At 47.5% G+C, this 20,646-nt stretch carries 12 protein-coding genes; 9 read left to right on the top strand and 3 right to left on the bottom strand.

The window, feature by feature from the left end:
- The first annotated feature begins 56 nt into the window (after nt 1-56).
- From ACJJIF_RS10550 to ACJJIF_RS10515, 8 genes are all read left to right on the top strand, one after another.
- A complete protein-coding gene (locus tag ACJJIF_RS10550) occupies nt 57-1,187 on the top strand; it encodes a glycosyltransferase family 2 protein (protein WP_444932174.1) in 1,131 nt (376 codons plus the stop codon).
- 99 nt (nt 1,188-1,286) lie between these two features.
- Nucleotides 1,287-3,545, top strand: a complete 2,259-nt coding sequence (locus ACJJIF_RS10545; protein WP_444932173.1) for a glycosyltransferase family 2 protein — start codon at nt 1,287-1,289, stop codon at nt 3,543-3,545.
- Nucleotides 3,546-3,762: 217 nt separating this feature from the next.
- The gene (locus ACJJIF_RS10540) at nt 3,763-5,496 is read left to right on the top strand and encodes an SLC13 family permease (protein ID WP_444932172.1); all 1,734 of its coding nucleotides are present in this window, start codon (nt 3,763-3,765) and stop codon (nt 5,494-5,496) included.
- Nucleotides 5,497-5,501: 5 nt separating this feature from the next.
- Complete coding sequence (locus ACJJIF_RS10535; RefSeq protein ID WP_444932171.1) at nt 5,502-6,422, top strand: glycosyltransferase family protein; 921 nt, start codon at nt 5,502-5,504, stop codon at nt 6,420-6,422.
- On the top strand, nt 6,413-8,455 hold the full coding sequence (locus tag ACJJIF_RS10530; RefSeq protein ID WP_444932170.1) for a capsule polysaccharide biogenesis protein: 2,043 nt from the start codon (nt 6,413-6,415) through the stop codon (nt 8,453-8,455). Before ACJJIF_RS10535 ends, ACJJIF_RS10530 begins: the two co-directional genes overlap by 10 nt.
- Before the next feature lie 241 nt (nt 8,456-8,696).
- A complete protein-coding gene (locus ACJJIF_RS10525; RefSeq protein WP_444932169.1) occupies nt 8,697-9,755 on the top strand; it encodes a phytanoyl-CoA dioxygenase family protein in 1,059 nt (352 codons plus the stop codon).
- Nucleotides 9,756-10,978: 1,223 nt separating this feature from the next.
- Nucleotides 10,979-12,220: a capsule polysaccharide biogenesis protein gene (locus ACJJIF_RS10520; protein WP_444932168.1), complete on the top strand. Its 1,242-nt coding sequence runs from the start codon at nt 10,979-10,981 to the stop codon at nt 12,218-12,220.
- Between the two features lie 201 nt (nt 12,221-12,421).
- Nucleotides 12,422-14,188, top strand: coding sequence for a DEAD/DEAH box helicase (locus tag ACJJIF_RS10515; RefSeq protein WP_444932167.1), 1,767 nt, complete (start codon nt 12,422-12,424; stop codon nt 14,186-14,188).
- Between the two features lie 92 nt (nt 14,189-14,280).
- Here the strand turns inward: ACJJIF_RS10515 and ACJJIF_RS10510 are convergent, their stop codons facing one another.
- Complete coding sequence (locus tag ACJJIF_RS10510; protein ID WP_444932166.1) at nt 14,281-14,820, bottom strand: cytochrome b; 540 nt, start codon at nt 14,818-14,820, stop codon at nt 14,281-14,283.
- A 184-nt stretch (nt 14,821-15,004) separates the two neighbouring features.
- The gene (locus ACJJIF_RS10505; protein WP_444932165.1) at nt 15,005-15,952 is read right to left on the bottom strand and encodes a LysR family transcriptional regulator; all 948 of its coding nucleotides are present in this window, start codon (nt 15,950-15,952) and stop codon (nt 15,005-15,007) included.
- A 172-nt stretch (nt 15,953-16,124) separates the two neighbouring features.
- On the opposite strand from ACJJIF_RS10505, the gene metE reads away from it, so the two are divergent.
- Nucleotides 16,125-18,359, top strand: coding sequence for a 5-methyltetrahydropteroyltriglutamate--homocysteine S-methyltransferase (metE, locus tag ACJJIF_RS10500; RefSeq protein WP_444932164.1), 2,235 nt, complete (start codon nt 16,125-16,127; stop codon nt 18,357-18,359).
- Between the two features lie 67 nt (nt 18,360-18,426).
- Here the strand turns inward: metE and ACJJIF_RS10495 are convergent, their stop codons facing one another.
- Nucleotides 18,427-20,478 carry an amidohydrolase family protein gene (locus ACJJIF_RS10495; protein ID WP_444932163.1) on the bottom strand — a complete coding sequence of 684 codons (2,052 nt, stop codon included), beginning with the start codon at nt 20,476-20,478 and terminating at the stop codon, nt 18,427-18,429.
- Nucleotides 20,479-20,646 lie beyond the last annotated feature (168 nt).

Genomic DNA, 20,646 nt, shown 5'->3' with positions numbered 1-20,646 from the left:
ATTTTTCGCTCTTATAATTTTTTGCACCTTTTGTTCCGTGTTTTTGTGGGGGCTGAATGAAGCTTGGTATTGCCGCTATATTTAAAAATGAGCTGGACTATGTCCTTGAGTGGATTGCTTACCATAGATTAATCGGGGTAAATGATTTTTTTGTTGCTGATAATGTTAGTGATGATGGAACTTCCGAACTGTTAGAATCCTTGGATCAGCTTAAGGTGATTAAGAGGGTGTACTTCCCCCGGTGTGGGGATGATGGTCCCCAGATGCCAGCCTATAACCATATCTTAAAAAGATATGGTGGGTCTGTTGATTTGCTATGCTATATCGATGCCGATGAATTTATTGTAAATACAAATGGACTTACTTTGAAGGATAATCTGTCTGAGTTTAAAAAAAATAAAGATGCGGGCGCCATGGCATTAAACTGGAGGAATTTCGGTTCTTCAGGAAATAAGTTTAAGGAAGAGGGTTTGGTGATAGAGAGATTTACACAGGCTTCTTTACTGGATCATGACTTCAATCGTCATATAAAAACAATCTTGAAGCCATCTATGGTTGAGAGGATGCATGTTCATGAGTGTATACTTCGAAGTGGAAATTACTATTCTTCGAATATGAAACCTTCGATTTTCGAGAATGGTTTGGCGTTTGAGCCAAAGACTAAAAATGTTTTATTTGACCGGATTCGAATTAATCACTATGTAGTTAAGTCGCGCCAGGAACATATGGCGAACAAGGAGCGAAAAGGGTCTGGAGCTGGGAGTTTAAAGCGGAGCAAAGGGGCTTCGTATTTTAAAGCTCATGACTTAAATGATGAATTTGATGGGTTATTGATCCCATTTGTGGATGATGTAAAAAGGGGGGTGGATGTCTTAAAAGCTAGCTTGGTTTCTGAAACCCCATATCTAAGCTATGGGCGCTCTCATGTAGATGTCTCATCTGGAAATATTTCTGGGTGGGCCGTTTCTGAGTTTGATGGTCCATTAAAAATACGACTATTAATTAATGATAAGGAGTTTCTTGTGGATGTAAATCGAAGGCGAGAAGATGTTGTACGCAAAGGCATTTCCCGCCATTTAAAATGTGGTTTTAGTTTTGCACCACCGAGCCCTTTATCAGAGCAAGATAAAGTGGAGGTTTTTATCTATGGTACCAACGTGAAAGCGAGTCTTAATTTTAAGTGGTGAGTTGGTTTATATTTGTTAATTGATTGTTCGCGGTAAAGAATATTTTTTGATGTTTTTGGTTCGTGCCAAAGGGGCGGCAATTTTAGTGGGTTATTTACATTGAAATTTATTAAAGGCTTTTTCCAAAATGATATTTTGCCAAAGCTTAAGCCTGAATTCGAATCTGACTCGATAAGGTTGTCAGAGGGTGTTTTCGAATGGTGTTCTAAAGGTGGGAATTCTGGATTTTCAATTATTAATCCGGCTGTTAGTGCTGGTTGGTACATGTTGGAAGTAGACTTGCTTCATGATCAGTCTTGTGTGGATGCAAAGATTGATTTTGATTTTGGTCACGGTTTCAAAGATTATGAAAGTATCTTTATCCCTATAAAGGCGGGCCGGATCTCTAAAAGGTTAATTTGTGTTCCTAGTCGTGTATCTTTAATGCGCTTTAGACTTATTAATTCTAATGGAAATTTTTCTATTCGCAGATTTTTTTTGATTAGGCTTCTTCCTCAATTTGCTTACGATCGGCTAGCCCAGCGTTTGGCCAATATGCACTTCAAATTTCGCAATAAAAGAAAAGCAAGTGTACTCCGGGAGATTCGAGATGAAGCTCGAGAGAAAGGTTGTTCTTGGCGGGAGCTGGCATTAGAGTATTATGCCAATACCTTTATAAAGAAAAGACAGTCGCGTGATTATTTGTCCTGGATTCACATAGTAGAAGCGAAGAAAAAAGATTGTAAGTTTGTTCAGTTAGAAAAATCTGTGAACAAGCCTTTTATCTCTATTGTTGTTCCAACGTATAATACTGATGTTAAATTGCTACGCTCTTGTATTGATTCTGTACTTGCACAGAATTATATTAATTGGGAGTTATGTATAGCGGATGATTTTTCTTCTAACCTAGAGGTTAGGGCCTGCTTACAAGAATACCGAGATAAGGATTCTCGTATTCAAGTGGTGTTTCGGGAGGAGAACGGTCATATATCAGCTGCAAGTAATTCGGCTCTGTTATTGGCTAAAGGCGAATATATAGCATTTCTGGATCATGATGATACTCTGGCGTCACATGCACTTCAACGAATAGCCCTTGCTATTTTAGAAAACCCACAAGCGCAGCTTCTCTATAGCGATGAAGACAAAATCAATGAGCAGGGTGAGCGCTTCGATCCACACTTTAAGCCTGATTGGAATCCAGATCTTCTGTTATCGCAAAATTACATCTGTCATTTAACGGTGTTAAGTAATTCTCTTATTAAAAAAGTTGGAGGTTTTCGCCTTGGGTTAGAGGGAAGCCAGGATCACGATCTATTGTTACGCTGCTTACCGTATTTAGATGCAACTAAAGTGGTGCATATTCCCGAGATACTTTATCATTGGCGGGCCATTGATGGTTCGACAGCGCAAGAAAGCGCAGCCAAAAATTATGCCGCTGTAGCAGGTCTTAGGGCTGTAGGTGATTATATCCAAAGTGAGGAATTGAAAGCTAAAATCTTACCTGGAATAGCTCCAAATAGCTATCGGGTATGTTGGGATGTACCTGAGCCGGCACCTTTGGTGAGTTTACTAATTCCTACCCGCGACGGTTTCGATGTTCTTAAACCCTGTGTAGAAGCTATTCTCGCTAGAACAAGTTATCCAAATTTTGAATTGTTGATTTTGGATAATCAAAGTCGCTGTGAAGAGACATTACGTTTTCTAGACGAAGTGAAAGCCTCTGATTCTCGTGTCTCCGTACATCGTTGGGATCACTCTTTTAACTATTCTGCAATCAATAACTTTGGAGCTGGGTTAGCTAGGGGTGACATAATTGGTTTGATTAACAATGATATCGAGCCTATTAATGAAGATTGGCTGACGGAGATGGTTGGTCAGGTTCAACGGCCGCAAATTGGTTGCGTTGGAGCAAAGCTTTATTATCCAAACGATACTATTCAGCACGGTGGCGTGATTTTGGGAATTGGTGGTGTTGCAGGCCATTCACATAAGTATTTTAGCCGTCATGAATATGGGTATTTTTCACGTTTGCACCTGATACAGAATCTCTCAGCAGTAACAGCAGCCTGCCTGCTAATAAGAAAGGAGGTTTTTGAAGAGGTTGCAGGTCTCGATGCGGAAAATCTTGCCATTGCCTTCAACGATGTTGATTTATGTCTTAGAGTGCGTGAAGCGGGTTATCGTAACATTTGGACCCCGTATGCGGAGCTTTATCATCATGAGTCTGTGTCCCGGGGAGCTGATGATACACTGGCCAAGCGTCGACGAGCGCAGCGGGAAGCCGAGTATATGCGAAGTCGTTGGGGGGAGTTGTTAGACTCTGATCCAGCTTATAATCCCAACTTGACCTTGATTCATGAGGATTTCTCGCTGGCATAGGGAGGGGGCTAGGTAGCTCAAGAGCTACCGGTATAGCTTGTCTACATCAGGTTTTCAGGGCGGCGATCCACTTGGCAAGGTAACCATCCAGTAGTCGCAGTAGTTTGTGCGAGTTTTACGGCATAATTATGTCATATTTGGCATAATCTAGACTTATTACAGGTGCGTATACAAAGATTAGCACCAGGATCGGTAACTTAAGCGGCCCCTCAACCTTATGATTTTTCCCCAACTACTTATTTCCGGTATCTTTGCACTGGTTATCGGATGCCTGATTTTTACTCGCTTCCGCCCATCTCTGGTGTTCGCTTCAGCAGCAGGAGTTTGTTTCCTGGCGGGGCTTGTACCGATGGAATTGGCTTTACAAAAGGGTACCAATCCGGGCTTGGTTACTTTGGTGGTACTTATGCTGGTGTCAGTGGGGTTAGAGAAGGCGCGTTGGCTGCGCTCCATTTCAGAGGGGTTAATTAAAGGCTCCTTGAAAGGTAGCCTTCTGCGTCTAACTTCAGCAACCGCGCTGAGCTCGGCTTTCCTCAATAATACCGCAGTGGTAGCAGCTCTATCATCAAGTATCAAAGGACAGAGACGTTTACCCGCAGCTAAGTTGCTGATGCCTCTTTCCTATGCGGCTATCCTCGGTGGTACTTTAACCTTGATTGGTACCTCTACAAATCTGATTGTCAATAGCTTTGTTTTAGATCGGGGGCTGCCCGGGTTGGAGTTTTTTGCGTTTGTTCCAGTGGGATTAGCTGTGACTTTGGTCGGGTTAGTTGTACTACTTCTGTGTAATCGCCTACTGCCGGAGGGAGAAGTCGCTGAAGAGCCGGTAGCTGAGTATTTGCTTGAGGCAGAAGTGGTGGCAGGCTCGCCTTTACATGGCAATACTGTTGAGCAGAATAGCCTGCGTCAATTGGAGACTTTCTACCTTATTGAGATCGTGCGGGATAATCAAGTGATCAGCCCAGTAGGGCCCTCGGAGGTTATTCGCTGTGGGGATAAACTGATATTTAGTGGTGATGTACGTGATCTTGGGCGTTTACAGGATATTGAAGGGCTGCGTTTATTTGCGCTGGAAGATGAGGAACTGGATCTTAATCTTACCGAAGTGGTGATCACACCTAGCTCTAGTATCCTTGGTCAAACTTTGAAAGGCTGTAGCTTCCGAACGCGCTTTGATGCAGCGGTAGTTGCCATGCGCCGAGGTGGCGATAGACTTTCGGGAAAGCTGGGAGAAATTGAATTGCGTGCGGGAGATGCTTTGCTGCTGGCGGTAGGGCCGGATTTCCGACACCATTTGAATATCGATAAGAATTTCTATGTAATCAGCGGAACAGAAGTTCGGCGTGATCTTTCCCGGCGCGACAACTGGCTACTAGGTTTAGGCTTCTCTGTCGTCGTAGCTGGAGCTGCACTGGGTGCCTTCTCTTTACTGAAAGGCCTGGTGGTATTGCTCGGTGGCATGATTGCTCTGGGGATTGTATCAACTACTGAATTACAGCGACGCTTCCCCTTCCAGATATGGCTAATTATTACCAGTGCATTAATACTAGCAGAAGCTTTTGCTGGTACTGGCTTAGCAGACCTAGTGGCTCAGGGGCTTAGGGGGCTACTGGCCGATTGGGGACCTCTGGCTGGCTTAGTTGGTATCTTTTTACTCACTTTGGCGTTAACAGAACTGATGACCAACAATGCCGCAGCAGCCTTGACCTTTCCTCTTGCCTGGAGCCTGGCTGAGAGTTTTGGGGTAAGCTGGATGCCGTTTGTGATGGCGGTTGCCTATGGCGCTAGTGCAAGCTTTTTAACTCCTTTCGGGTATCAGACTAACCTTATCGTACAAAACCTTGGGGGGTATCATCTGAGAGACTTCCTGAGAGCTGGGTTGCCATTGACTATAGCCTATTCGCTTACTGTCATAGCATTACTGCCTATTGTATTCCCCTTTGAGGCTTGATAGCTTTGGGTCCCGTTGATCGTTGGCTAATCATTGAGGAGGGAAGGAACCCTTCTACAGATTATTTTATTTTACCATTTCTTCAAAAGCTAGGAGTAAGTTGGGAGCGGGCGGGGTTTAATGATTATCCACTGTACGAAAATATAAAGAATACTAAATTTATATTTGTACGTTATATCCCCAGGAAATGGCAGTCGCTTATTGATAAAAATGGTGCGAAAATTCCCGAGGTCTATTTTTTTATAGATGATGACTTGTTTGATTGGCAGGCTTTTTTAACTATGCCAATTAGATATCAAACGAAGATTATAAGGTATAGCTGGTCAAAACAGAGTTGGTTGAAATCAATTGGCGCAAAACTTTTAGTATCAACCCCTTATTTGCAGGGAAAATATACTGATTGGAATCCTGAGTTATTACATGCAAAATCATTAAAAATAGAGCGGGATAATAGTCTCAGTATTTTTTACCATGGCTCGGCCTCACACCTTGATGATATTCGTTGGCTTAAACCTATTGTATCGGAAGTTCTAAAGCAGAATTCAAGGTTAACCTTTGAAGTGATAGGCGGATCGGGCGTAAATCGCCTTTTTAATGATATTCCCAGGGTGCAGGTATTACACCCTATGAAATGGCCTACCTATATATCTCTATTAAAGAAACCCGGTCGTTCAATAGGTTTGGCACCATTGTTGGACAAACCATTTAATCGAGCAAGATCTCATACTAAATTCTTTGATATAACACAGAGTGGCGCTGTAGGTATTTACGCTGCCGGTGATATATATGGGCGAATAGTTCGTCACCTTGAGAATGGTTTGTTGCTGCCGATGAAACCCTCTTTATGGATCGATGGAATTTTGCAACTGGCTGAAGATGAAGCGTTACGGGAGAATTTATTGGTCGAGGCGAAAAAATGTCTGTAGCTGGACACTGTTCTTTAGGGTTGCGTCAATTTAACTTTCTTGAGGTTTTTCTTGGAAGTCGTTGTCAGTATGTGATGTTTCGCCCCTCTAGGCAGATAAAATTTATGTTCGGCTGGGGGCTCAAGCCGACAGCGATAAAAGCAAAAAAAATAGCGGCTAAAGCCGGTGTGCCCTTTGTTTGTATAGAAGATGGTTTTTTGCGATCTTTGGGGTTGGGGGTCAATGGAGCCGTTTCTCACAGTTTGGTGATTGATCGGACAGGAATCTATTATGATGCCTCCAAGTCTAGCGATCTGGAGAATTTAATCATAAAGTCTGATTTTGTCGCAGAGGAATTAGATAGAGCGGAAAAAGGGATTGAGTTGTTGCGGAGTAACCAACTTTGCAAGTATAACCAATCTTTAAAGCGACCTTTAAATTGGTCGAAAAAATCCCTTAAGGTATTAGTTGTTGATCAGACCTTTGGCGATGTTTCTATACGGGCGGGATTAGCTTCGCCAGCACACTTTCAGGATATGCTAGAAAGCGCTATTAAGGAAAATCCAGAAGCTGAAATTTATGTCAAAATTCACCCAGATGTTATAGCTGGCAAGAAATTAGGGTATTTACACGAGCTGGCTTTAAAGCTTAGGTGTAATATTGTCTCTGAAGATATTTCGCCCTGGTCAATTTTTGAAAGTGTAGATAAAGTTTATGTTGTAACTAGCCAGCTGGGGTTTGATGCTTTAATTGCAGGTAAAGAGGTGCACTGTTTTGGCTTGCCATTTTATGCGGGTTGGGGGTTGACCCGAGATAGGCAGAGCTTGGCGCGTAGAAATGTGAGTCGCTCCCTTGCTCAGGTATTTTGCGCAGCCTATTTGCGCTATTGTCAGTATATAAATCCTTATACCGGTCAAAAATGTAAGTTCGAAGATACGGTTGACTTAATTGTAGAGCAAAGGAGGCAGTGGCTTAGGTTTCAGGGGGCGTGGCTTGGAATCGGTTTTTCTCTTTGGAAGAAAAAGTTTATTCCTAATTTTTTAGGTGGGTCAGCAGGGTTAACCTTTGCCGGTAGTGAAGATGCTATTGCTCGCTATCCCCGGGAAACTAATGTTTTTGTCTGGGCAAGTAGAGTTACTGAGAGCTTGTGTAGAACGGTTGAACAGGGGCGAAAAAGACTTTGGAAGGTTGAGGATGGATTCTTGCGCTCCGCTGGTTTGGGGGTAGATCTGGTTGCTCCCAGCTCATTGGTTTTTGATTCTAGAGGTATTTATTTTGATGCCAGCTCTCCGAGTGACCTGGAATATATTTTAAGGGAAACACAATTTAGTAGTGCAATACTAAGGAGGGCTGAAAAATTACATTCAATTTTACTTAAAAAGAGAGTAACTAAATACAATATAGCGGGTCCTATTACTTTGGATATACCTTCTAATAAAAAGGTAATACTGGTTCCGGGACAAGTTGAAAGCGATGCATCAATTAAATTTGGCTCCCCCGTTATAAAAAGTAACTTGTCCCTTTTGCAGCAGGTTCGGGCTGAGAATCCTAATGCGTATATCATCTATAAACCTCATCCAGATGTAGTGGCTGGAGCGCGCTTAGGGAAATTGCCTATTCACGCGCAGCTGACTTATGATTCGCTGCTCCAAGAGGGCGATATCTCATCTGTCTTGGAGCAGGTTGACGAGGTGCACACTATAAGCTCACTTGCCGGTTTTGAGGCTTTGTTGAGAGGCGTGAGAGTCGTGACTTATGGTCTACCTTTTTATGCTGGTTGGGGGTTGACCCACGATATATTGATTGCCAATAGAAAATTGGCAATCAATGATTTCAGTGACTTCAAGAGGCGTAGGACTCGCACCTTGACTTTGCCTCAATTGATAGCGGGTACCTTATTGCTCTATCCGAATTACTCTGACTGTAAAACGGGCGATTTTATTGATGCAGAAACTACGGTTGAATTGTTGGAGCGAAGGCGTGCTGAGCAGGAGAAGAAAGGGGTTTTATTTTCGGTGTTTTGTTGGTATCGAAGAGCATTTCTCCGCTATTAGATTTTAGATTGGCTTTATTGATGTTAAGGGAGGTTGAGATTTTTCTGGCGGTCTTTAATGTTAAGTATACTTTTCAATCCGTATTTGAAGTGTGGTTTGCCGAAGTTTTAAAAGAACTGAAGTATAGAGTATAAAGGCTCTGTGACTCGGTATAGGGTTTGAGGAATTATTCGGAGGTTTTTGTTTGTTTACGTTGCCAATGTGGGTGATGTAAGCATTTTTATTTGTTAAGGAGGCGTTAATGCTTCGCTCTATCTTAAGCTTGACCTGGAAAACCCCCAAGTGGATATTTGAGCTGCTTAGCTGGGGAAAAAGCTTTAAAAATAATCCGATTATAGGTAATTACTGGCTTAATCTTTGTGGGTTACATGTGATTCGTGTGATTGTGGCGCATGCGCTATTCCGGTTTCGCTTGTTCCTGCTTTCGCCCCTGGTGTCTCAGAGATATCGAAGAGAGTTTATTGAGAAAGGTTATATCCTTAAAGAAAATTTTTTGCCAAAAGAGCAGTTTGTTCGCTTACTTAATGAATTAAATCAATTTGAAGGGGCGGTTAGGGAGGTGATAGAGGGGACAACTATCACACAAAGAATTTTCATGGATCATCGCGAAAGAAGAAGGGCTCCAGAATTCGATGATTTAGTTAAAAATAATTTGTTAGACCGCTTAATGCGATTTTGCTCCTCAAAGAATAGACCGCCATTATTTTATATAGAAAACCTATGCAACCACGAGAATGTAGATCCCCGGCCAGATCCGCAGCGAGATCTTCATATGGATACCTTTCATCCATGTGTTAAAGGCTGGCTGTACATGGATGAGACCAGTGATGTTAATGGCGCTTATGTCTATGTTCCTCATTCTCATAGGTTAACGGTGCAGCGATTGAAGTGGGAATACAGGGAGAGTCTGGAGGCTTGTAAAAGAGGCGAGCTTAGATCCCCGGGACGCTATTGGGATGGTTCTTTTCGTGTGCGTGAAGAGGACCTAAAAAAAATGGGGTACCAGCTTAAGAAGTTATCCGTGCCGGCTAATACCCTGGTGATTGGCAACGTATATGGCTTTCATTGTCGTGGAGAAGCTCAGAAAAAGTCTAATCGTATGACGGTATGGATGCAGGCTCGCGACAACCCTTTTAACCCGTTGTTTACCCCCTTTCCAAGAATGACGGCTAGAATATTTGAAAAGGTATGGAGGCAGGCATTAATGCGACTTGATGCTCGAAAATTGAAAAGTGGAGAGCAGAGAGGTTACTACGGCCGCCTGTCGAGGGGTAATCAAGGAAATGGTGTAGATTATTAAAAAATACTTAGGGGCTAAAAAGCGGGGAGGTGGGTTGGCAGTGTATCTCCAGGGTTTCGTTTAGCCTCTTTGTTGATATATCTTTGCTACGAGCTTTTGGTGCTGTCAGTCAAATTGGATCAGTATTTGCTAGAGATATGATATTGATACTATTGTTCCAAAGCTGTGGGGTTTCCATCTTCATAATGCCCACTCATTTTCACTTAAAAATCGATTAGCTCAGATGTTGGCCTTTGCTGGCAGGCTTTATATTTTCTACGGTGAAATCTCTGAGAAAGAATTTCTCGCCTTCTTTTGACCTGAAGGCTTGAGAATCGTACCTGAGGGAGCCCCTGAATCGCTCTGAAGCCTCTGCAAGACGAGGGTTGTTAAGGATTGTAGCTGCTCACGGCGGACTGCGCCTAATTTTATAACGTTCAAGGTCTGCAGATATATTACAGAATTATTCAGAAATATTCTGGTTTATAGTGATTTTCTAATTGGCTTATTGTTGGGGGTAGACCAATCAAATATTTCCTCTTTGGGCGTGAGTAGTAGATTTTGCTATAACCTCTAAGGTTGTAAGGACTAAACGTATATTTTATATTGGGATATTTTTTGATTGTTAACTTGAATTAGTGGGGAGCTTGAGTTTATTTGGAATGCTCACTTGATACGTTCGCCTTATTATTTTAACGCTTCTTGATAAAGGGAACCTCCAAAGTGTGACGGACTCTATAGATATAGATTAGCTTTCCTGAAGTCTCAAAGAATATTTGATGCAGCTTTAGGTGCAATAATGGCTGAATATGATGGCGATCTTTCTAGTTGGCGGTGCTGACATGGTTTTTCTCTTCCTATAAGATAGCGGGCCTAATTTATTGGCGGAGTTTAGAGCCGTAGTAAGACTGAAAAGATCTTATACTCTCCACCATGTCGGTAAAAGTTTAGATAAAAATTACCACTTAAGCCTTGCTCGAAAGTTGTTGTGGTTTGTGTGGATAAAATAAATGGCCGCTAAAGCTGGCTATAGTAGCTGAGGTTTATTCTTGCTGGCACATTTGTATCGTTTAATTGCGATGATTATTTTAGGTGTTTCTGAGAGGTGGGAAATGATATGTGGCACTATATCAGTGGGTCTGGGACACTATAGTGTATTGGAATAGTTGTCATTTGTTGTCCAAATTGTATGCATCTGTAATAGCTGAGCACCAAATAACTGATACTCAGGAGCAGGGCAGATAATGTCTGTGGCTGTCTTTTTACAGGGCCCTCATGGTCCATTCTTTGCAAAACTAGCGAGGAGGCTCTCACAGCAGGGCATAGTTACGCATAAAATTAATTTTAATGGCGGTGATCGTCACTTTTCCTGGGCTAATTTTCAGGTTGATTTTTCTGAAAGTGAAAATGATTGGGCGGATTTTTTCAAAGCGTACCTTGTTGAGCATGCAGTCAAGGTGGTATTTGTTTATGGTGATTGTCGCAGTTATCACTCAAAGGCTCGGGATGTTTGTAAATCTTTAGGAGTTGCCTTTGGTGTTTTTGAAGAGGGGTATTTACGGCCAGACTTTATAACCCTTGAGTGGGGAGGCGTTAATGCTTATTCGAATGTGGACTGGTCTAGGGAAGCAATTGATGAATATCAATCCTGTCGTCGCAAGCTGGCCCCCCCGGTAGGGCAAACTTTTTGGCATCGTGCCATTTACGCTACGCGCTATTACGTGGCTATGCGTTTATGTCGCTCACGGTTTCCATCGTACCATCATCATAGAAATCGGGATTGGAAAGCGGAGACGGGGTGTTGGTTGCTAAGCTTTGTCCGCAAAGGCCTCTATCGGCTAACCGAATGTCACCTTATGCAAAAACTGACAAGTCAATATAGGCGCCGTTTTTTCTTATTTCCTTTGCAGACTCGCGATGACTTTCAGCTGCGCGAGCATTCAGACTTGCTATCAATTGAGAATTCAATTGATAGGGTGCTGAAGTCTTTTGCCAAGAATGCTCCGGCTGACACGGTGATGGTAATAAAACACCACCCAATGGATCGTGGGTTTTGTCACTATCAGCAACTGATTGATAGTTTAGAGGCCCGCTATGGTATTCAAGGTAGAGTTATCTACTGTCACGATCTGCATTTGCCAACCTTGCTTCAGCATGCACTTGGGGTGGTGACTATTAATAGCACCGTCGGTATTTCCGCGCTGTTGCACGAGGTGCCCACGAAATTACTTGGCCGCGCGCTGTATGATATGCCAGGTCTAACCCACCAGGGGCCTCTGGCAAGCTTTTGGTCTAATCCTGAAAAAGTCGACATTTCACTATTTACGCGCTTCCACACTTATCTATATGAACAGACCCAGCTGGATGGAAGTTTCGCTCGGGCGACAAAATCAATGATTGAGGCTGTGGTAAGTCGCATGACAGAAGTTTCCGCTGACACCCCTAGCCCCGGGCTACCCTGGGTAGAGAGAAGGGGCGCTATCTAGCGGTCTTTTGGTGCCACCTTTGAGCATATTCCTGCTTATTGCCCTACTTTGGAGAAGGGCAATTCTTTCATATTGCATCGGGTGGCCACTCTTTGTTTAAAAAATAGGCTGATCTGGATCGTCTAACCTGTTAGACTGCGCGGCCTTTTACCCACCGCTCCGGTCCCGAGATAGGGACTTTGGCTTCAAGTGAATTCCGAAATGACCGATACCCCTAAAGCGGCCGGCTTCGACCAGTTGGGTCTGCCGTCTGAAATCCTCAGTGCCATCGAAAAGCTCGGCTACGAGACTCCCTCCCCGATCCAGGCACAAACTATTCCGTCCCTGCTGGAGGGACGGGATGTGCTAGGCCAGGCCCAAACCGGCACTGGCAAGACTGCGGCCTTTGCGCTGCCACTACTCTCCCAGTTGGACTTGAACGATCGCCGTCCCCAGGCACTGGTGTTGGCACCGACCCGCGAGCTGGCTATTCAGGTGGCTGAAGCCTGCCAGTCTTACGCAGCCAAGTTGAAAGGTTTCCACGTTGCACCTATCTACGGTGGCGCCGATTACCGTGGTCAAATACAGCAGTTAAAGCGCGGTGTACAGCTGGTGGTAGGCACCCCCGGGCGGGTGATGGACCATATGCGTCGCGGCTCCCTGGACCTGTCCAATCTGCGCACCCTAGTGCTGGATGAGGCGGATGAAATGCTGCGCATGGGCTTTATCGATGATGTGCAGTGGGTACTGGAGCAGATTCCTGAAGAGCGCCAGATCGCGCTGTTCTCCGCCACTATGCCGAAAGAGATTGCCCGCATTGCCCGCGAGCATCTGCACGAGCCGGTTGAAGTCAAAATCCGGGTTAAGACCGAGACTGCGGAAACCATTCGCCAGCGCTACTGGCCGGTTGGCGGCCTGCACAAGATGGATGCTCTGACCCGTATTCTGGAAGCAGAGCCGGTAGATGCCACTATTATCTTCGTGCGCACCAAAAACAGCACCGTGGAACTGGCGGATAAGTTGGCTGCCAGAGGCTTTGCCAGCGCGGCCCTGAATGGCGATATGGCACAGAATCTGCGTGAAGCGGTTATCGATAAGCTGAAGAAAGGTAAGCTGGATATCGTTGTGGCCACCGATGTGGCAGCTCGTGGACTGGACGTGAAGCGTATCAGTCACGTGATCAACTACGATATTCCCTACGATACCGAAGCTTATATCCACCGTATTGGCCGTACCGGCCGCGCCGGTCGCGAAGGCGATGCGATTTTGTTTGTGGCGCCCCGTGAGCGCCGTATGCTGCGGGTCATCGAAAAAGCGACTAAGAAGCCGATCGAGAAGCTGGAATTGCCCAGCGCAGATGCGGTCAATAGTGCCCGTATGCAGCGTTTCCGCGAGCGCATCACCGCGACGCTGGAAGGCCAAACCGACCTGGCCCCCTACCGCCAACTGGTTGAAGAATTCCTGGACCAAAATGAGGTAGACCCTCTGGATGTTGCCGCCGCACTGGCTGCAATGGCCCAGGGTGATCAGCCACTGCTGATTCAGGAGAAAGAGCAGAAGCCACGCAAAGAGCGCCGTGAGCGCGACGATGACTTTGACGGCGGTCGCCGCCGCAAAAAGGAGAGCTTCGAGAAAGATCGCAAGCTGCCGCCGCCCGATGAGGGGCTGGATCGTTTCCGTATCGAGATCGGCCGCGAGCAGGGTGTGCGCCCCGGTAGCATTGTTGGCGCTATTGCCAATGAAGTGGATCTGGACAGCTCCTATATCGGCCGCATTGAAATCTACAATGATTTCACCACGGTAGATCTGCCTCAAGGAATGCCGAAAGAGGTGTTCCAACACCTGAAGAAGGTGCGTGTTGCCGGTAAGCCGATGAAGATCACCCGCTTCGATGAAGCGGCGGTCAAGTCGAAAGGGAAGCCCAAGGGTAAGCCTAAGTTCAAGCCCAAAGGCAAGCCCAAAGCCAAACGCGGCAATAACGACGAGTAAGCCGCAGCTGTTGTAGCGGGTTTATTCCGGGAGAGCGCAGCCCTGCGCTCTCCCATTCAATTTCTCTTCTTTTATTTCTTCCCAGTCTTAAATTAGCGTTGTGGCAGCATACGAGTGAGTGTGTTATCGCGAGCGATAAAGTGGTGCCACAGGGCCGCAGCAATATGCAGTCCAACCAGTACGAGTAGGGCGGGCCACAGTACGTCTTTGTGCAAGAAGGCGATCTGCTTACCCAGGTCTGGATTTTTAGCGAACAGATTGGGTACGGCAAACAGACCAAAGAACTCGGTATCGCGCCCAAACAGCTGGCGCATCACAATACCCGATACCGGCATAGCCAGAATCAGCAGATACAGACCGCCATGGGTCAGGCCGGATAGTGCTTTTTGCCACTTATTGCCCTCAAGTTGCGGGCGCTTGTGACGCGCGCGCCAGTAGAGGCGCAGGGCCAGAAGCATCAGGACACCGACACCTAGAGAGAAGTGCAGTTGCATAAACCAACCGCGCATGGGATCGCCGCGCTCGTAAAACTCGTGCAGCTCAACCGCCCCCCATACAGAGAGCAGTAGGATTACAAAAAGCCAGTGCAGTCCTTTACTCACTGAGTTCCAACGTTCAACCGGGTTTGACATAGAGGGTCTCCTACAAAGTCCGGGCTTTTGACCGGGTACAGGCCAATGCCGTATCTATTTATGGGGGCGCGATTTTACCGGTGTCTCCGGCCAGTCCAAACTATTGATTGCTTCACCGTTTACCTGTTCGGATTGATCAATAAATGCACGGGTTATTATTTCCATGCAGGCCTTATCTGCCCAGTTAACTTTTGTAAGGGGCTGTCGCCGCTCTTAGCCCCTGTAAATTGGCAAAGCTGGTCTCTTTCGCGGTTTTAAGGAAGTCTGTGAGATAGGCTTGTTCGAGCATATCTTCCCTGACTGCTGCGTATAGAGTGCTCCAAAGTCCCTCTTTACCCAGCTTGAGCTGGGAGACAAATCCCTTTTGCTGGTACTCGTGCAGCGCCCAGTTGGGCAGGGCGCAAACTCCGCGACCACTGGCTACTAGCTGAACCATCATCATGGTGAGTTCTGCGGTTCGAATACCCGCAGGCTCTATACCGGCGGGGTCGAGGAAGTGCTGGAAGATATCCAGCCGTGCGCGTTCAACCGGATAGGTGATCTGGACCTCGCCGGCCAGTTCTTGCGCTTCCACCCAGCGCCGTTTGCTCTCCTGCAGCAGTGGGTGCTTGCGGCTGATGGCGAGACACACCTCAAAGCTGAACAGAGGTTCGTAGTGCAGACCTTTGAGATCCGGGTCTGGATTGGAGGTGACAACCAAGTCCAGATCCCCGCGCACCAGTGCGGGCAGGGGGGCGAAGTGGAAGCCGCTGCACAGGTCCAGTTCCACTTCGGGCCAGTCGTCCCGGTAGGTATTTAGTGCGGGCATCAGCCACTGATAACAGCTGTGGCACTCGATAGCGATATTGAGCCTACCCGCTTGCCCCGATGCCAGTCGGGACAGGTCCCGCTGCGCTATAGCTACCTGGGGCAGTATGTCGTCGCCCAATTGCAGCAGTCTCAAGCCGGCACTGGTAAATCGCAGCGGCCGGGATTTGCGCACAAAAAGTTCCTGCCCGAGCCGGTCCTCCATCTCGCGAAATAAGTGCGATAGAGCTGACTGGGTCAGGTGAAGGCGCTCCGCAGCGCGTACCAGGCTGCCGGTCTCTCGCAAAAGGCTCAGCGCACGCAAATGGCGCAATTCAATCAACATTAAAATTATTCATGTTGCTTGCAAAAAATATGAAATTGATTGGATAACAGTGTAGGCACACAATCAAGTCAGGACTCTCGCCAATGCGACCGTTACCGAAATCGCAGCTGCGGGATATTTCTCAATGGGGCAACTTTGTTCCCCTCATAGGAAAGAGCTTGGGAAGGCGGCCATGGTGCAAACACATATCCTCGGCTATCCGCGTATCGGAGCCAATCGTGAACTAAAGAAAGCGCAGGAAGCCTATTGGCGCGGTGATATATCCCAGCAACACTTGCTGCAAGTGGGCGCAGAGATACGCTGTGGTAATTGGCAGCTCCAGAGTGAGGCCGGGTTGAATTGTGTGACTGTGGGGGATTTCGCCTGGTACGACCAGGTATTGAACCACTCCCTGCTGTTTGGTGTGGTCGGTCAACGCTTTAAAGAAAGAGCGGCGGACAACAAGCTAGACCAGTATTTCCGCTTGGCCCGTGGCCGCGCGCCATCGGGACAGCCGGTGGCGGCCAGTGCCATGACCAAGTGGTTTGATACCAACTATCACTATCTGGTGCCTGAGTTTTCCAAAGATCAGGCCTTTCCCCTGGATAGTGAGTGGTTACTTGCCGAGGTGCGGGAAGCCCAATCCCTGGGCTACAAAGCCAAACCGGTCGTTATCGGGCCGCTCACTTACTTGTGGCTGGGGCGAGGCGTGGATCGCCCTCTGGAGTTACTGCCAAAACTCCTGCCCTGCTATGGGGAGTTGCTGTCTCAGCTCGCCGGCCTCGGGGTTGATTGGGTACAGTTGGATGAGCCCATACTGGGCCTCGATCTGTCGGGCGAGTGGCGCAGAGCCTTTGATAGCGCCTACCAGCAGATTGCGGCGGCAGCCCCTGAGCTGAATACCCTGTTGGCCACCTACTTCTCCCCTCTGCGCGAGAATCTGGAGCTGGCATTCTCCCTGCCTGTATCCGGTGTTCATATCGACTGTGTGCGCGCACCGGAGGAACTTGAAGCTGCGGCTCAATTGGCCGGTGAAAATAAGGTCTTGTCTGCAGGGGTGATTAATGGGCGCAATGTGTGGCGGGCGGACCTGGATCGCTGGCAGGTTACTTTACAGCCTCTGGCGAAGCGGTTGCGGCAGCGCTTGTGGCTGTCTGCCAGTTGCTCCCTGTTACACAGCCCTGTGGACCTGGAAACAGAGGTTGAGCTGCCCAGCGAGCAAAAACAGAGACTCGCTTACAGTCGCCAGAAACTTCGTGAGTTGGCCCAATTGCAGCAGCGACTCAATACGGATATGCAAATCTCTGCCGCTGGCAGAGAAAGTTGCGAGATTGGGGGCTCCATTGCCGATCAATTGCAGGATACCTGGCGCCAGCAGCGCTTTCGGGATCGCGCTTTGGTACAGGCTGAGCGCTGGCAATTGCCGCTACTACCCACCACTACAATAGGCTCATTCCCACAGACGGACCTTCTGCGCAGTGTGCGCCGCCAGTATCGCAGCAGTGAGATTTCCGCAGTGGATTATTTAGCGCACCTGCGCGCTGAAATTGCCGAAGCCATCCGTCGCCAGGAAATTCTCGGCTTAGATGTACTGGTACACGGTGAGGCCGAGCGCAACGATATGGTGGAGTATTTTGGGGAGCAATTGGATGGCTTTGTACACACCGGCAACGGTTGGGTGCAGAGTTATGGCTCCCGCTGTGTGAAGCCGCCCATTATTTTTGCCGATATTTCCCGCCCTAACGCTATGACGGTAGAGTGGAGCCGCTATGCCCAGAGCCTTACCTGCAAGCCGGTAAAAGGCATGCTCACAGGCCCAGTCACCATTCTCAACTGGTCCTTCCCGAGGGAAGATATCCACCGCAGTGAGAGCTGCCTGCAAATTGCCAAGGCGCTGCGGGAGGAGGTACTGGATCTTGAGGCGGCAGGTATCGGCATTATCCAGATTGATGAGCCGGCCCTGCGCGAGGGGGTTCCCCTGCGGGAGTCTGAGCGCGGGGATTATTTTGCCTGGGCCGTGGGATGTTTCCGCTACACCTGTAGCACTGTGAAAGCGGAAACTCAGATCCACACCCATATGTGTTACAGCAATTTTAATGCAATTATGGATGCCATTGTCTCTCTCGATGCAGATGTGATTACTATTGAATCGGCCCGTTCCGACTTGCGCCTACTCAGTGCATTTGCCGATAAGAGCGGTGGTTACCCCAATGAAATTGGACCGGGTGTTTACGATATTCACTCACCCAATGTGCCAGAGAAGGGCGAATTGGTGGCGCGACTGAAGAAGATTGCCGAGGTGGTGCCGGTTGAGCGACTCTGGGTAAACCCGGACTGCGGCCTTAAAACCCGTAGCTGGGCCGAAGTGGGTTCATCCTTGCTGAATATGGTGGAAGCGGCGCGCACTGTGCGCACTGAATTGCGCTAATTGCTTAACCAATAAAAAGCCGGCAATCATTTTGTTTGCCGGCTTTTTTTGTGTCGGTTATACGGATTTATTCGGATTTGGCCGCTATCGTGCTAGTGCCGTTTAATTCAAATGGCGCCGAAGGGTGGAAAGGTTTGATTCCCAGAGCTGTGTACAGCTCATCCGGGCGATACATATTTTGCCCTTCGAGCACCAGCGCGGTGCGACGCAGTGCGCTGATATCCTCTAGAGGATTTCCCTCCAGTAAAACCAGGTCTGCATTTTTGCCTACCGCGATACTGCCGGTGTACTCGTCGACCCCCATAACCTGTGCCGGTACCAGAGTGGCGGTGCGCAGCACATCAATATTGGGAATACCGGCTTTGACATAGAGCTCCAGCTCGCGCAATAGAGTGAATCCGGGGATACCATCGGAGCCCGCCACCATAGTGACCTTGTGCTCGTGCAGTTTGCGCATCATCGCCAGCAGGGCATCCGCCGAAAGGTCGTAGTCATCCCGATGCTCCGGTTTTACATCCAGCTCGGCGCCGACAAAAGTGCGCTGGATATTGACTGGAAGGTGGTCGGTAATATCGGCAAATTCAGGATCTACCTTGCCTGGCTGGCGCAGTAACATGGAGCTGAATACGGTGGTAGTTGCGTCTACGACGGTGCCTTTTTCGGCCAGTTTATCCAGGAAAGCGGCGACTTCTTTGCTCTCCAGGTCCAGTTCATGGGCGTGTTCCCCGATTTCTGTAAAGCGCAGTTTTTTACGGGTATCTAGCTTGCCCATAAAATTCAGAAATAGCATATTAATATGCTGAATTTCATCAAAGCCCGCATCTACCGCTTCTTCGGCGGTCATAAATGCAGGAATATGGCCGGATAAACGCATACCATTATCGTGGATATGTTTGGCTAAGGGCGCGATCCACTCGGGTTCCATCGAGCTGTAGGTTTTAATTTGCTGGTAGCCGCGCTCCGCATACCACTCGACAATTTCCTTGGCTTCCTCCAGGCTATCTGCGGTCTTGCCCATGCGCATGGCATTTTCACTTTCCCGGTCCATAAACCCTGCACGGAAAAGGTCGCCGCCGATAATTTGCTCGGACTCATACATCCCGGCAATGCGTGAGATGTTTTCATGCGTGTTGCCGATATCGCGCACATTGATAATACCTGCGGCCATATTCAGCACACCATCGGTAGGGGACAGGTGGGCGTGCATATCCCAGAGGCCGGGAATCAGTGTATGGTTGTGGGCATCGATAGTAGTTGCCCCTGTGGTTTTGATCGGCGTTTTACTGATTTTAGCGATCTTCCCCTGTTTAATCAGAACATGCTGTTTTTTCACGAGTTTGCCCGACACCATATCAACCAGATTGACGTTACTGATCAGGATGGGTTGGGTTGATGTGTGGGTATATTTCTTGGCAATGTTTTGCAGGTACTGGTCTGCGGCTGCGACTTGTCGAGTTTTGAGTAGCTCCAAGTGCGATTTATCCCAACCTTTGCGCAGGATGGCGAACCAGCTGCCCTCATCGGAGGCAAATAAATCCCCGTTGTCATCATACCAGGCGAGATCTGGGGTAAAGCCCAGGCCGCTTACGCCGTAAAGGTGGACGGTTTTCTTTTGCTCGCCTTGTTGCAGGGTCACTTTATCAAGCTTATGCAGGCGTGCTTGTCCTTGCGGCAGTAAATCAATATTTTGATCTGCATCGGCAATCAGTGCTTTTACCAATTGCGCCTGTACTGCAAGGGTGCTGTTCTTGGGAATATAAAATTGGACTGCGGAAGTTTTTGCGCTGCCATGTTCATCGGAACCTTTCCAGCGAGCGACACCCTTTTCCAGGGAAAACTCTTCACTGACTGGAGCACCAAACGGGCTGATCCCTTCAATGGATAGTTGCTCGGGCATTGCCGCCTCACCGATAGTGAAGCTCTCCTTGAGGTTCAGGCGGCGGTTATTCCAGCCGAGCTTTAATTCACCAGATACCTTTGTTCCATCCTGGTGAATAATTTCAGAGCCGGCAATGCCCTCTTTATCGTAAAAAATATACTCGATTGATTTTGCATAAGCGCTATTGGCTGCGGCTAGAACTGTGGCTGCGATAAGCGTTGCCAGTGTTTTTTTTCTCATGAATTGTCCCTTTTATTGTTGTAATACCGGTGATGGACTTTGGCTTCTTTTCGGTGAGGGGGCAAGCAGCTTAGGGGCGCAAGCGGCGAGAGGAAAAGCGGGAGCGGTAGGGCGTTCTTTAATGTTTTAACTTTCGGAGTAAGGTAAAGGTATTGCGAGAGCGCTTAC

Source organism: Microbulbifer regidiadema (SeqCode) (assembly GCF_052467605.1).
Note: the sequence above shows the minus strand (reverse complement) of the source record. Positions and strands in the feature narration are given on the sequence as shown.

Excerpts from the sequence above, each read along its gene's own strand:
- ACJJIF_RS10495 (WP_444932163.1), bottom strand. The coding sequence starts at position 20,478 with ATGAGAAAAAAAACACTGGCAACGCTTATCGCAGCCACAGTTCTAGCC.
- ACJJIF_RS10530 (WP_444932170.1), top strand. The coding sequence starts at position 6,413 with ATGTCTGTAGCTGGACACTGTTCTTTAGGGTTGCGTCAATTTAACTTT.
- ACJJIF_RS10510 (WP_444932166.1), bottom strand. The coding sequence starts at position 14,820 with ATGTCAAACCCGGTTGAACGTTGGAACTCAGTGAGTAAAGGACTGCAC.
- ACJJIF_RS10515 (WP_444932167.1), top strand. The coding sequence starts at position 12,422 with ATGACCGATACCCCTAAAGCGGCCGGCTTCGACCAGTTGGGTCTGCCG.
- ACJJIF_RS10505 (WP_444932165.1), bottom strand. The coding sequence starts at position 15,952 with ATGTTGATTGAATTGCGCCATTTGCGTGCGCTGAGCCTTTTGCGAGAG.
- ACJJIF_RS10540 (WP_444932172.1), top strand. The coding sequence starts at position 3,763 with ATGATTTTTCCCCAACTACTTATTTCCGGTATCTTTGCACTGGTTATC.
- ACJJIF_RS10525 (WP_444932169.1), top strand. The coding sequence starts at position 8,697 with ATGCTTCGCTCTATCTTAAGCTTGACCTGGAAAACCCCCAAGTGGATA.
- ACJJIF_RS10520 (WP_444932168.1), top strand. The coding sequence starts at position 10,979 with ATGTCTGTGGCTGTCTTTTTACAGGGCCCTCATGGTCCATTCTTTGCA.
- metE (WP_444932164.1), top strand. The coding sequence starts at position 16,125 with ATGGTGCAAACACATATCCTCGGCTATCCGCGTATCGGAGCCAATCGT.
- ACJJIF_RS10550 (WP_444932174.1), top strand. The coding sequence starts at position 57 with ATGAAGCTTGGTATTGCCGCTATATTTAAAAATGAGCTGGACTATGTC.